At 31.4% G+C, this 13516-nt stretch carries 11 protein-coding genes; 3 read left to right on the top strand and 8 right to left on the bottom strand.

All coding sequences use genetic code 11. From position 1 onward, the window contains the following. Nucleotides 1-7 precede the first annotated feature (7 nt). The 3 genes from sspA to JV528_RS09740 all read right to left on the bottom strand — a co-directional run bounded on the left by sspA (nt 8) and on the right by JV528_RS09740 (nt 3933). Nucleotides 8-1045: a trypsin-like serine peptidase gene (sspA, locus tag JV528_RS09750; RefSeq protein WP_204177216.1), complete on the bottom strand. Its 1038-nt coding sequence runs from the start codon at nt 1043-1045 to the stop codon at nt 8-10. 527 nt (nt 1046-1572) lie between these two features. Then, nucleotides 1573-2727, bottom strand: a complete 1155-nt coding sequence (locus tag JV528_RS09745) for an aminotransferase class I/II-fold pyridoxal phosphate-dependent enzyme (RefSeq protein WP_000777585.1) — start codon at nt 2725-2727, stop codon at nt 1573-1575. A 195-nt stretch (nt 2728-2922) separates the two neighbouring features. Next, the gene (locus tag JV528_RS09740; protein WP_000202431.1) at nt 2923-3933 is read right to left on the bottom strand and encodes an acyltransferase family protein; all 1011 of its coding nucleotides are present in this window, start codon (nt 3931-3933) and stop codon (nt 2923-2925) included. 152 nt (nt 3934-4085) lie between these two features. Here JV528_RS09740 and JV528_RS09735 point away from each other — a divergent pair, with 152 nt between their 5' ends. Both JV528_RS09735 and JV528_RS09730 read left to right on the top strand, forming a co-directional pair. After that, nucleotides 4086-4505: a MarR family transcriptional regulator gene (locus JV528_RS09735; RefSeq protein WP_000278015.1), complete on the top strand. Its 420-nt coding sequence runs from the start codon at nt 4086-4088 to the stop codon at nt 4503-4505. 26 nt (nt 4506-4531) lie between these two features. Further along, on the top strand, nt 4532-4642 hold the full coding sequence (locus JV528_RS09730) for a hypothetical protein (RefSeq protein ID WP_001788579.1): 111 nt from the start codon (nt 4532-4534) through the stop codon (nt 4640-4642). Nucleotides 4643-4713: 71 nt separating this feature from the next. Here JV528_RS09730 and atl read toward each other — a convergent pair whose 3' ends face one another. From atl to JV528_RS09710, 4 genes are all read right to left on the bottom strand, one after another. After that, on the bottom strand, nt 4714-8493 hold the full coding sequence (gene atl / locus JV528_RS09725; protein ID WP_204177221.1) for a bifunctional autolysin: 3780 nt from the start codon (nt 8491-8493) through the stop codon (nt 4714-4716). Nucleotides 8494-8720: 227 nt separating this feature from the next. Continuing rightward, a complete protein-coding gene (locus tag JV528_RS09720) occupies nt 8721-9155 on the bottom strand; it encodes a GNAT family N-acetyltransferase (protein WP_000491989.1) in 435 nt (144 codons plus the stop codon). 154 nt (nt 9156-9309) lie between these two features. Next, nucleotides 9310-9780: an osmotic stress response protein gene (locus JV528_RS09715; RefSeq protein ID WP_000088437.1), complete on the bottom strand. Its 471-nt coding sequence runs from the start codon at nt 9778-9780 to the stop codon at nt 9310-9312. Nucleotides 9781-9827: 47 nt separating this feature from the next. Beyond that, nucleotides 9828-11054, bottom strand: a complete 1227-nt coding sequence (locus tag JV528_RS09710; protein WP_001032264.1) for a polyisoprenyl-teichoic acid--peptidoglycan teichoic acid transferase — start codon at nt 11052-11054, stop codon at nt 9828-9830. A 448-nt stretch (nt 11055-11502) separates the two neighbouring features. Here JV528_RS09710 and fmtA point away from each other — a divergent pair, with 448 nt between their 5' ends. After that, the gene (gene fmtA / locus JV528_RS09705; RefSeq protein WP_000671249.1) at nt 11503-12696 is read left to right on the top strand and encodes a teichoic acid D-Ala esterase FmtA; all 1194 of its coding nucleotides are present in this window, start codon (nt 11503-11505) and stop codon (nt 12694-12696) included. A gap of 536 nt (nt 12697-13232) precedes the next feature. Here fmtA and qoxD read toward each other — a convergent pair. Then, nucleotides 13233-13511 carry a cytochrome aa3 quinol oxidase subunit IV gene (gene qoxD / locus JV528_RS09700; RefSeq protein ID WP_001797236.1) on the bottom strand — a complete coding sequence of 93 codons (279 nt, stop codon included), beginning with the start codon at nt 13509-13511 and terminating at the stop codon, nt 13233-13235. Nucleotides 13512-13516: the final 5 nt, after the last annotated feature.

The raw sequence follows: 13516 nt of genomic DNA, 5'->3' as shown, positions 1-13516 counted from the left end.
ATGAAGTTTATGCAGCGTCAGGGTTGTCTGAATTATTGTTATCGCCATTGTCTGGATTATCAGGGTTATTTGGTTCGTCTGGGTTGTTAGGGTTATCTGGATTATTAGGGTTGTCAGGGTTATTTGGTTCATCTGGGTTGTTAGGGTTGTCAGGATTGTTAGGGTTATCTGGATTATTAGGTTGGTCATCGTTGGCAAAATTGATATCTTCAATATTTTGTTTTAAGAAGTTGCGCACATTTTCGTTAATAAATACTGCACCATTAAATTCATTTGGTACACCGCCCCAATGAATTCCAATCACTTCATTTTTCTCATTAAATACAGGTGATCCAGAGTTACCACCAGTTGTACTTAAATCATATTGCATTGCTTCACCTTTTAAGTATGTTATTTTTCCTTTACTTTCCCACATTGTTGCGACAGGTTTATCACCTGGATATCCTGTTACAGTAATATTTTGGTTAACTTGTGTTTCAGCATTATTACTCATTGTTGCTGGTTTAACTACTTCGCCAATATGTTTGTTTTGCTCATTAGGGGAGAATTTAACTATTGCTAAATCACCTTCGCCTGAATATTTAGTGATTTGTTCAGCAGTGAAACCACCATTTGGATAATTGTCTTGGTTAATTGCAGAAGGGAATGCTTTTAAAGCATGAGGATCACCGTGCGTAGCATCTACGACGTGTTTATTTGTTAAAAGAGTATCTTTACCTACAACTACACCGGAAGCAATAAATGTACCAGTAGGTGCTTCAACTTGAATATAAGTTACGGGTGCATAATGACCATTCGTTGTATCTGTAATTTGGTGACGATCGTTATTTGGTAATATAACATTTGCGTGTTCACGTTGTTCTAATGGTTTAAGGTTACCGCCTTTTTGAATCTTAGGTGTTTGCTGTTTATCTGTCTGCGTTTGTTGTGGATGATTGTCCATGGCTTTTGAAGATAACGCATTTGCTGCTGGAGAACTCACAAGTGTCACTGTTGTCAAAGTTGCAACGAATAAAGAACTAACTTTTAAAAATTTACCTTTCATCTAAAAACCTCCAAAAAATTTATTTACAAGTTAAATATAACACTAAAAATTTTTAAGTCAATAAGAATATATAAATAAATTAAAAAGTTTTTGTAAAGATTAGAGTTTACAAAAACATTAAAGGAATTAAAATTGAATTGTATTATACTTTATTCGATTGAGTTAAATTGATAAGGTCGTCAATTGTTTGCATTTATCTAAAAGAATAAATAAGAAAGGAATTGAGAGCGAAGGGAAAGTATTTGTTTATAATAATAAATAGTAACGTTTGAATAATAATTGTTTGGCCAAAGGTAGATTAATATGAGTGGTGATATATTATTTGAGTGCTTAAGTTTCGAAGAACAATTATAAGTTAGCATATTAAAAGCTTTTGATAGAATCATTTTGAGTGAGGTGTTTAAAGGAGAGGAATATAACTCGGTAGTATTTACAGTCTCTATAGAGTATTATTTAAAACTTATAGAATATAAAAAACTGAACGTACTATGAATTTAGTTCACGACGTCCAGTTCAACATATCATTTTTATTTAGTATTTAAATATTTAGCAAGTCTCTTCATACCTTCTTTTAAAACATCCATTTCATAAGCATAGGAAATCCTCACAAATCCTTTACCGAATTCTGTAAAGGATGAGCCTGGAACGATTGCTAAATGTGTTGATTCAAGTAAATCAACACAAAATTCGAAATCGTCATCGGTGATATGCTTAATACTTGGGAAAATATAAAACGCGCCTTCAGGTTGAGCGGTAATCTCAAAACCTAATTTAGTTAATTCGGATACTAAATAATTTCTTCGTTCTACATAAGCTTCATTCATATATTTAGGAGCTTCTAATCCTTCGTTAAGTGCTGTTATACATGCTATTTGAGCTGGAACATTGGCACAAATACAATTATAGGCGTGCATAAATGTTAATTTATCAATCAAATATTGAGGTCCTAATAGAAAACCAATTCTTATTCCGGTTGCTGAGTGTGATTTACTTAAACCACCAATTAATATTAATTGATCACGAATGTCTTCAAATTCAGCGAAGGATACATGTTTACCACTAAATGTATTTTCAGCATAAATCTCATCGCTAATTATAAATATCGGATATTTTTTTAATACATTTACGATATTTAAAACTTCATTTCTTTTTAAAACTACGCCAGTTGGATTAGTCGGATAATTTAACAAGACAGCTTTTGTCTTTGGAGAAATATGACTTTCTAACGCATCAGGTGTAATTTTGAATTGTGTTGCTGTTGTATCAATATAAATTGGTTTACCACCTAGTACTTCGATGAGTGGAATGTAGCCTGCATAAATTGGTCCCGGTATTATAATTTCATCTCCAGGCTCTATGATAGAACGTAACGTTGTGTCTATTGCTTCACTTGCTCCATTTGTCACAATAATTTCTTCAGGATCATAGGAAAAATGATAACGATTTTTGAAGTATTGACTAATTGCTTCGCGAGTTTCTAATAACCCTTTATTGTGAGAGTATGATGTCTTGTCATTGTTAATAGCATCAACATATGCCTTTTTCACAACATCAGGCATCGGGAAGTCTGGTTGGCCAATAGTTAAATTAACACAATCATCCAAATTATTCATGCGGTTTGAAAATTGGCGAATACTTGGTGCTCTTAAATATTTAGAATTAGAATTTAAAGAAAGTTTCATTTGTGACACCTCAAATATAAATCAAATATTGTCTAAAAATTTAGAAATTAATAATATCATAACATACTTTTAAAGCAAAAAAGGGTAAATTACTTAAGCTTTATTTGAAAAACGAAAAATGTCTAAATACACTGTAGTAACTACTTTTCAAAATGAATGAAGTGGTTACAGTTAATGTACTTATACATTAAATAATTATGAGTCTTTAAACTGTGATGGTCTTTGTAAATTAATTATTGGATTTGTCCATTTACAAACAAAGTTTGTAGATAATACATATACGATGATTACAGATATACTTATTAAATAAAGATACGTCATTAATGATATAGGATTATCGAATGGGTACCATTCAAATCCTCTAACAATGCCAATAATTAAACCATGTAATAAATATACGTATAGCGTACGACTACCAATATAAGTATATAATTTTTTCTTTGTTGACATTAAATTTAGAAACGCAGTCATTGCGATTAATATAATTCCATATAATATAAGTCGTTTAAAAGGACTGAATACACTCTGTCCTTCATTTTCAAGTGAAGTATATGGTGAACTTCCTAATAACCAATCTGCATTGATAGGATGAATCACGTAAATGATAAAAAACAAAATAAAGGTAATGATAGATAATGGTATTAGTTTTTTATTTTTAAAAATAGCCGTATGTTTTTTGGTGAAAATGTAACCTAGGTAAAATATTGGGAAAAATACGATTGTCCTTGAAATGCTTAAGTAGCTATCGATGTTATCTGAAAAACCTGCTCCAATAGATATAATAATTGAAACCGATAGCACTTTATATGGATTAAATCTTCTAACTATTACTAAAATGACATGAAAGAAAAATAGCGTGATCAAAAACCATAACGCAAATACTGGATTAAAAGGATCAAGTTGTAATTCGTCACTTTTACCTGTTAAGAAATAATATATTGAAAAGAATGCAAAAAATATCATATAAGGTACTATCAAACGTTTTGAAATTTTTTCTAAATAGTATGGTTTATCAATATTTTTCGCGAAATAACCAGATATAAACAAAAATGTTGGCATATGGAAACTATAAATAACTAGGTATAATGCTGATAAATATTTATCGCCACTAGTGTAGGGTTGTAACATATGTCCAAATACGACTAATAATATTAAAATTGCTCTTGCGTTGTCAAAAAAATAATCTCTCTCTTTTAATGAAGTCATATTTTATCTCCTTTATGTCCATAAGACTCTTACTAATTTATTATATTTTGTATTAGTTATGCAACAAATTTGTCTATTGTGTCGAATAGTATTGTAAAAATTATAAAAAAAGCATATAATATTATAAATAATATGTAGTGGAGTAGAACAACATGTATAAACAACTTGAAAAACTTATTACACTGACTAACAATGACTTAAACTTAGTGAATAGAAGATTTGGACAACGCACGGATATCACATCTGAACAGCTAGAACTTCTCCGTATTTTATTTAATTACGATCGCTTATCACAGTATGATTTGACGATGAAGATTAGCAGGGAACAATCTATAGTTTCAAGGTGGATTAAGAAATTAGTTTTGAAAGGGTACATCACAAGTCAACAATCTAGCGAAGATTTAAGATGTAAAGAATTAATTTTGACTGATCAAGCACGTACATTAATTTCACAAATAAATAATGCACGTTGCGAATTGATTGAAGCAAGATGTCAATGTTTATCGGAAGTCGAATTAGATAATTTAAATCAATTACTTGATAAGTTAAATCAACGACGCATATCGTTGTAACACGGCAATAGCAAACACATAATTTAGTGTCATTGTGCACACAACAAAAATTGAATCATGAATTACAAGCAAAAGTAGCGGTGATTGTTAAAATTGATGGTAAACAATCACCGCTATTTTTGCTTGTGTATGTATAAAAAAGGGATCAAAGGTCATCCCCCATGATTGATAGTGGGGAGGATGACTTTTGATCCTATGTTCATGTTGCTTATTTATATTGTGGGATGTCGAAGTATTTGCCGACTTCGCCAATTTTATCATAGTAGCCTTTGATGATTTTAGCATTGATGTTAGCCCAATCTACATCTGTAGCATATTGGTGTGTTCCTGGATGTGCAGGATTCCATCTCATTTTGTAAAGCGTATTTTGACCAGCTTTTACATATGAGTTGCCGATGAATTTAGCACCACCAACGATTGCTTTTGATACTGTGTCCCAACCAGCTTGTTTAGCATATTTAATACCTTCACGTAAAGGATCATTATCATATGCAGCAATACCAAATACGTTATGGTATTTCGTGTTTGAGTTAGTTACAACTTTGTTGTTCACTACATCTGCACCTTTTGCTAATTGAGAAGTACCGTTACCTGTTTCTAATAGGGCATGTGAGATAAGATAAACTTCATTAATGCCATACATTTGAGCAGCTTTGTTAAATGCAGCACCTTGGTTTTCTAATACACCTTTACCTTTTAAGAATTGATTAATTTTATCAATAGAAATATTTTGTGGTTGGTCTAAGCGTAAGAATTGATATTTTAATGCTGGATCTTGAGCTAAACGCTTCGTATCCATTGCATGCTTAACATCATTAAAGTTAGCATCTGTCCACTTACCTGGTACACGTTGTACTTGTGGTTTATATTGTAAACCAGCTTGTATTTGAGCAACTTGGTTTAATGTCATACCTGTTTGATTATACTTAATTAATTCTTTAGCTAAATCAGTTGATTTAATCCATGCTAATTTACCGTTAGATAATTTACCATAGTACCAAGTTTGTCCATTAATGACTTGTTCTTTAACAACTGCGAATGGTTGTTCATTAAATGCTTTTAATGAGTATTTAGCTGTATCAGAATTTGGTGTTACATAGTAATAACCATTACCATTTTTAATTACATAAGTGTAGTTATAATCTTTGGCAGCTGATGTAGTTGGTTTAACAGCAGTTGGTGCAGTTAAATCTTTTGCATTTACCCAACCAGTGCGGTTATTAATAGTACCGTATAAATAAACATCTTTGCCTACAGATACTTGTTTCGTTGCATTAAATGTACCTTGAGCAATGTTATTGCCTGTTAAAATGACTTGGTTTTTAGTACCCCAAGGAACCATTGATAAGCCGTTATTTGATTTATTAACAGTATATTTTTGAGTTGTTTTAACTTCTTTGCCTAAGTTTTGAACATTTAAGTCTTTAACATTGAACCAACCTAATGGAATATTATGACTTGTATTGTTTAATAATACATATGTTTCATTACCATGTGCACGTTCTTTTGTTACATAGAATGTACGATCCGCATATTTTGCGCCGTTTTTCGCTGTTTTTTCATAAACAGAAGCACGAATACCAGTGTTGTTTGGTTTAACTTGAGCAATTTTGCTAACTGTTTGAGTCGTTTGAGGTTTAGTAACAGCATAAGCTTTTACAGCTGTTTTTGGTTGTGCTACTGCTTTTTTTGGTGCAGCAGGTACAGCTAAATATGCTTTACTTACCCAACCGGATTTACCATTTACAGTTCCATATAAATAGATAGATTTATCAATTTGTTGTTGCTTAGTCGCTTTAAAAGTTTGGTTACCTGTACCAGATACCGCACCAGCTTCTTGTTTATAAGTACCCCAAGGTACTGAATATAATTTAGTGCCTGGTTTTACTGTATATGTTTGCATTACATTTACAGGTGATTTTGCATTGTTATAAATAACGTCACCTTGTTTAACCCAACCAATTAAAGTTGGACTATTGTAATCTTTAACTAAGTAGAATTTGTTTCCACCTAGACTTGCTTCTTTTGTTACAGCAAATGTTTTTTGAACTTCTTTCGTTGGCTTACCAGTTTTGTCATAAACTGTAGTGAATAAGCCATTGTTTTTAGCATTAATTTGAGCAACACCGTTTAATGATGAAACTGTTAATTTATTGTTTGTTGTAGGTGTTGATGGCTTAGGTGTTGGTGTAGGCGTAGGTTTAGCAGTATCAACTAAATATGCTTTACTTACCCAACCAGATTTACCATTCACAGAGCCATATAAATAAATTGATTTATCAATTTGTTGTTGCTTTGAAGCCTTAAATGTTTGGTTTCCAGAGCCAGACACGCTACCAGCAACTTGCTTAGATGTACCCCAAGGTACTGTATAAAGTTTCGTACCAGGTTTGATTGAATATGATTGATTTACATTTACAGGTGATTTAGCTGTGTTGTAAACCACATCGTCTTCTTTAACCCAACCAAATTTATTACCAGAATTGTAATCTTGAACAAGATAGAATTTTTGATTACCTAATGTAGCTGTTTTAGATACAGCAAATGTTTTTTGAACTTCATTAGTTGCTTTACCAGTTTTGTCGTAAACAGTAGTATATAAGCCACTATTTGTCGGTTTAATTTGAGCGACACCATTATTAGCAGCAACTGTTAATTTACCAGTTGATGGTGTTGATGGTTTCGACGGTGTTGATGGTTTCGATGGTGTAGTAGGGGTAGTTGTAGATTGCGTACCCCATGGCGCCACTTTACCCATTTTTATTAAATATTTTTCATTAATTAAGTCATATAATTGATCATAACTATAATTATGACTTCTTAAATATCCATGTGGATCGGCATGGTCCGTACCACCTAAATATTTACTTACAGCGTAGTGAGTCCATACTGTACCATTTCCATCATATTCAGCACTATCAGGTTTCAAACCATAATATTGCAATTGTGTAGCTGCATAGTCAGCATAGTTATTCATTGAACGTGCAAATGAAGCATAATCGTGTGTATGAACGATTTCAACATTGATGAATCTAGGGTTACCGACTGCACCGACACCCCAAGATAAGTAATCCGTTGGTGCTGTTTCGATTATACGATCCCCATCAACAAATGCATGTACGAATGCGTTTTGATAGTTGTTTTTCATATAACTAATTTCACCATTTATCGTCGAACGATCATTAGCTGTATCATGAACTACGATACCTTCAGGACGCCCAACACCGTTACGGTATGCGTATTTAGGGAAGTAAGATGTATAATCTTCTTCAATCTTAGGTGCTTTTAAGTTATTTTTACGAATGTAATCGTTAATTGAAGAGTTTACTTGTGGTTTATATTTTGGCAAACTCGTTTTTGGTGTTGCAGCAACTGATCTTGGTTGTGCTGAAGCGCTAAAAGTAGTTACTTTAGGTGTCGCTTCAGTTTTAGCTTTAGGTGCTGTTGTAGTTGCAGCTTTAGGTGCTGCGGCTTTATATTGCGTTTCAAGAGCTGCAGGTTTAGCAGCTGATTTAATTAATTCTGGATTAATTTGATTTTCTGAATTATCATCTTCATCATCAACTAAACTATAACCAGCATTTGTAACATTAGTGTTAGTTTTAGGTGCTGTAGTGCTTGTTGACTTTGCAACAGGCTGCGTATTATTTGTAGTCGCTGATTGATTAGCACGAGTGTCACCATTTACTTGTGCAGTATCAACTTTTTGACTTACTTGAGCATTGCCTGTTTTGTTATTTGCTGTTTTTGGTTGGACAATAGCAGGGTCTTGATATACTTGAGTGCCAGAAATGTTTTGCGTTGGATTTTTTACCTCAGCCTTTGCTTGTTCAGTAGTTGCTTTAACTTTATTACTATCTAAAACGTTTTTATTAGTAGTTTGATCTTGTGTCGTCTCAGCTGCTTGAACTTGATGTGCAGTGACTGCTGAACCTACAAGCGTTAATGCAACCATTGATGGTAGTTTGTAATTGAATTTTTTCGCCATTCTATTTATTACTCCTAACATTTATTAATTATTACTAACATTATAGTACCTGTTTTATATACCTGTGCGTATTTAACCAATTTGTAATATACTCTTAATTTACATTTTCACTGTAAAAAAATGAAAAAAATTTTGAATCTCAATGGTGACGTGACAAATCAAATAGAATTGATGTCAATTTAAGAATTGGTTTATTACAAATGTTTCTAAAATAGATACAACTTTTTTTAATTAAGCGAGGTTAACTTTTTTGTCATTTCAATATGCTCGATGCCTTCCTCAAGAAATATATTACCTCTCATTTTAAAGTTTAAACTTTCATAAAATGGGATAGCATGACATTGGGCATTCATAATAGCTACGTAAAAACCTTCATCTTTAGCTAATGATTCTACAGCTTGCATAAGCATTCTACCCATTCCTTGTCCACGATGTGATTTTGTCACAGCCACTCGTTCTATTTTGACAGTTGTTTCATTAATAGGGCGTATACGAGCTGTGGCAACTGGCTGTCCATTATCATATCCAATGAGGTGAATAGATTCAGATTCATATTCATCAATTTCACTTTCCTCTGGGACGCCTTGTTCTTCTACAAACACTTTCTTTCTTATATAGAAGCAATCTTCTAACATCTTTTGATTGTTTACTTTTGAAAACATAAAATTCCTCCATATCCTAACAAAATCATTTACATTTAATTTACTAATAATAACATAGAATAACGATTGTTATTTTCCACAAAAATAATTAGACATAAAAAAGCTATAAAGATGATTCATATGAATCATCTTTATAGCTAATTAATTATTAATGTTATAGTGCTTCTTTTCTAATAATTGCTGTATATTGCCAAAAGATTCGCATTTGAGCAATATTCCAATTATTCATTCCCATTGTAAACCCAGAAGGTTTAAATATATTCACATCTGTCACTTCTAAAGCTGCTGCGACTAAATATTGTAATGGAATACTAAGTGATTTCATTGTTTCGGTAATGCCATTTTCATCATATACCCATGAAAATGGTAACTCTGATTCGAAAACATCTACACTATTGAAAATTTCAGGTAGGGCTAAAATATAACATGCACCATCTACAATAGGATTCTCGATACTATTTTTGTAATAAATTAGGAGTGCTTCATAGTTTTCTCGATGCTCATGATTGACGTAAAAAAATTCACTTCTAAAATGAGCCATATCTTGGCTATGAATAATTTGTTGTTCTAACATATTAAACATCCCATTTATATTTGCAATCTTTTCGTATGTTTTTCTACTCATGTATGATGCTCCTTTCATAAATAGTAAATGTTAATCGTCATATAATATTAGTTTACAACACCATTTTGGTTATTTGAAGCTTGTGGCGTTTGTTGAATATTACCTTGATCTTGGTTAGTGTTTTGACCCGTAGTAGGTTGTTGCTGATTATTGACACCATTGTTGTTATTACTATTATTACTGTCGTCAGTATTATTCGAAGATTTATCTTTATCTGTCGTATCATTTTGTTCTTTTCTCAATAAACTACTATCTAAAGGCGTTAATGGTATTAATGAACCATAATGGTTGATAACACGTTGATCTAAGAAATCATTTTTATCATTGATAGGTGATAATTCTAAATCATTACGAAGTAAGTTAGCATATTTTTGAATGCTTTCAACGCTTGGATGATAATAGTAAATACCATTTAACATATCATCTTTACCTTTTAGTTGTGCAGTTTTAATTTCAACATCATTTGTTAAGTACATTTTAGCTAAAGCTTTAATTTCAGAGTTAGTTAAATTATGCTTAGCATTTTTGCCTACAATTTGAATCACATTATCAAGTTTATCAATAGAATCAACTTCCTGTGCTTTTTGGAATAAAATCTTAATTAATTCCATTTGACGTTGTCCACGTTTCAAATCTGAATCATGATGTCTAGTTCTAGCAACTGCTAAAGCCTCATCACCATTTAATTTTTGGTACCCTTTTTTAATTTTAATCTTACCAGTATCATCTGTGTTAGGTTCATTTAAGTCGTATGGCACATCATAGTATATGCCACCAAGCTCATTTACAGCCTCGACAAATGCTTTCATATTGACTCTCACATAATAATCAACAGGTACATTCATGGTAGCTTCTACCGAATCCATTGCGGCAATTGGACCACCATATGCATGTGCATGGGTAATCTTATCGTAATAGCCAACTTTAGGAATGTAGCTGATAGTATCACGTGGAATACTAAGCATTCTAATTTGATGTTTTGATTGATTAAAAGTAGTTAAAATCATAGCGTCTGATCTAGAGTGTTCAGCATCCTGTCCTTTTTTTCTTCTTCCATCGTTATCATCGATACCTAAGAAAAGAATAGAGATAGGTTGTTCTTCGGGATTGACTTTATTATCTCTTAAATTGGATTGACGATTAGCATTTTTGCTGTCTTGAGAAGATTCGAATGCATCTTGGGACGTTTTAAAAAGTAACGTAGCGAAGACTATTGGAACAACAATGAGAACCAATGCTAGAAGGATCAAAAAGTATTTTACAAATTTATTCATGATTGATGCTCCTATATTAAATTTTTGTTAAATCATAATCATAATTTTAAAATATAATTAGTTGAACGATATTTATACAACTTCATTACTAATACATTATAGCCTTAAATTGTAGTACTTTATAGTAAAAAATACAAATGTTATGTCAAAGTTCCTTGTAATTTGAATGTTTTGTTAAAATCAAAAAGCATTTTTAAAAATATAATGCGACTTTAGTATGATGTCTTAAAAAATTTAAAGGCGTAATATAAATTCGAGTGATTTATACAAAGTGATAAGGTATAATTAATTTTGTTGTATAGATAACATATTAGAAAAACTTATTACTATGTAGCGTAAAGCATAAATGAATGATAAATTAATTTTTGTAAGTTGTATTATTAGGAACCTAGGTTCAAAGTTTTAACTATTTAAATATATAATGAATACATTGTGAGGCTATTATCAAATGAAATTTAATAAAGTGAAATTGGTTATACATGCATGCGTGCTTTTATTTATCATTATTTCTATAGCGTTAATTTTTCATCGATTACAGACGAAGACACATTCTATAGAACCAATACATAAGGAAACAAAATTATCAGACAATGAAAAATATTTAGTAGATCGTAATAAGGAAAAGGTTGCGCCATCGAAATTAAAGGAAGTATACAATAGTAAAGATCCTAAATATAAGAAAATTGACAAGTATTTACAAAGTTCATTATTTAACGGTTCAGTAGCTATATATGAAAATGGCAAATTGAAAATGAGTAAAGGTTATGGATATCAAGATTTTGAAAAAGGTATTAAAAACACACCGAATACGATGTTTTTAATAGGTTCAGCTCAAAAATTTTCAACAGGGTTACTGTTAAAACAGTTAGAAGAAGAACATAAAATAAATATCAATGATCCAGTAAGCAAATATATTCCATGGTTTAAAACATCTAAGCCCATTCCTTTAAAAGACTTGATGCTGCATCAAAGTGGATTATATAAATATAAATCTTCAAAAGACTATAAGAACTTAGATCAAGCAGTGAGAGCAATTCAAAAACGTGGCATTGATCCTAAGAAATACAAAAAGCATATGTATAATGATGGGAATTATTTAGTGCTAGCTAAAGTTATCGAAGAAGTTACCGGCAAATCATATGCCGAGAATTACTATACAAAAATAGGGGATCCATTAAAACTTCAGCACACAGCATTTTATGATGAACAACCTTTTAAAAAATATCTAGCTAAAGGTTATGCTTATAATAGTACAGGACTTTCATTCTTAAGACCTAATATTTTGGACCAATACTATGGTGCAGGTAATTTATATATGACACCAACAGATATGGGTAAATTAATTACTCAAATACAACAATATAAATTATTCAGTCCTAAAATAACCAATCCATTATTACATGAGTTTGGTACGAAACAGTATCCAGATGAATATCGATATGGATTCTATGCTAAGCCAACATTGAATAGACTTAACGGGGGATTCTTTGGACAAGTCTTTACTGTTTACTATAATGATAAGTATGTAGTTGTACTTGCATTAAATGTAAAAGGAAACAATGAAGTTCGAATCAAACATATTTATAATGATATTTTAAAACAAAATAAACCTTACAATACGAAGGGTGTTATTGTTCAATAATTAATATAGAAGATATAACATGTATATGGCATTAAGGCATCGACCTTATCTGACCAGTATACGAGTTATATCTTCTTTTTTATAGTGGTAAAAAGTTTAAAGTATAAGGTTGAAGAAGGATGAGTTTAAAAATATGTGTTAACTGATAAAAGGGGAAAACATTTGATGAGTTGGCATCAGACTAAAATGAATGAAGGCGAATACGTTGGTCCATGCGTGGTCTGAAAGTTTTCTAAATCTAACTGGAAATGATAATTTAATAATGTACACTTTTGATTGTTTAAACATGTACAATTTTTAAAAACCTAGGGATAATTTTATTGAGGTGAACAACATTGAAATTATCTTTAGACATAAATATGGATTTTGAAGTTACTATATTTATTAGTTGTGGTTGTTAATGTATTAATTGAATTGATTATAATGATTGTCTTATAAGATATAGAAGGGGACTTAACCATTTAAAAATTGAAGGATAATAAAAACCAGCTAACAAAAGTGTTAGCTGGTTAAACTTTACATTATTAAAATGTTGTTTATAAGTGTGAAGAGTGACCGCCTTGCATAACCCAATATGTTCCGACAACGAAACAAAGTGTAATTACAAGAGCAAAGATAACTTTGAATGTTTGTAAACGTCCATCTTTACCTTCAGTTAAATGCATGAACATTAATAATTGAAGTCCTGCTTGGACGAATGCAAAGCCAAAGATAATTGTCAACTTCGCGTGGAATGTTAATGACGTGTATAGTGTTACGTAAACTGCTAAAAGCGTTAATACGATAGATGCGATAAATCCTACAGTATGTTTCATTATTG

This window comes from Staphylococcus sp. GDB20D11A, from assembly GCF_016893255.1.
In the GTDB taxonomy this organism is placed as follows: Bacteria; Bacillota; Bacilli; order Staphylococcales; family Staphylococcaceae; genus Staphylococcus; species Staphylococcus aureus.
This window is presented reverse-complemented; position numbering and strand designations above follow the sequence as displayed.

Coding starts and splice junctions, on each gene's coding strand:
- sspA (WP_204177216.1), bottom strand. CDS start 1,045: ATGAAAGGTAAATTTTTAAAAGTTAGTTCTTTATTCGTTGCAACTTTG.
- JV528_RS09715 (WP_000088437.1), bottom strand. CDS start 9,780: ATGAGTAGAAAAACATACGAAAAGATTGCAAATATAAATGGGATGTTT.
- JV528_RS09735 (WP_000278015.1), top strand. CDS start 4,086: ATGTATAAACAACTTGAAAAACTTATTACACTGACTAACAATGACTTA.
- JV528_RS09720 (WP_000491989.1), bottom strand. CDS start 9,155: ATGTTTTCAAAAGTAAACAATCAAAAGATGTTAGAAGATTGCTTCTAT.
- qoxD (WP_001797236.1), bottom strand. CDS start 13,511: ATGAAACATACTGTAGGATTTATCGCATCTATCGTATTAACGCTTTTA.
- fmtA (WP_000671249.1), top strand. CDS start 11,503: ATGAAATTTAATAAAGTGAAATTGGTTATACATGCATGCGTGCTTTTA.
- JV528_RS09710 (WP_001032264.1), bottom strand. CDS start 11,054: ATGAATAAATTTGTAAAATACTTTTTGATCCTTCTAGCATTGGTTCTC.
- JV528_RS09745 (WP_000777585.1), bottom strand. CDS start 2,727: ATGAAACTTTCTTTAAATTCTAATTCTAAATATTTAAGAGCACCAAGT.
- atl (WP_204177221.1), bottom strand. CDS start 8,493: ATGGCGAAAAAATTCAATTACAAACTACCATCAATGGTTGCATTAACG.
- JV528_RS09740 (WP_000202431.1), bottom strand. CDS start 3,933: ATGACTTCATTAAAAGAGAGAGATTATTTTTTTGACAACGCAAGAGCA.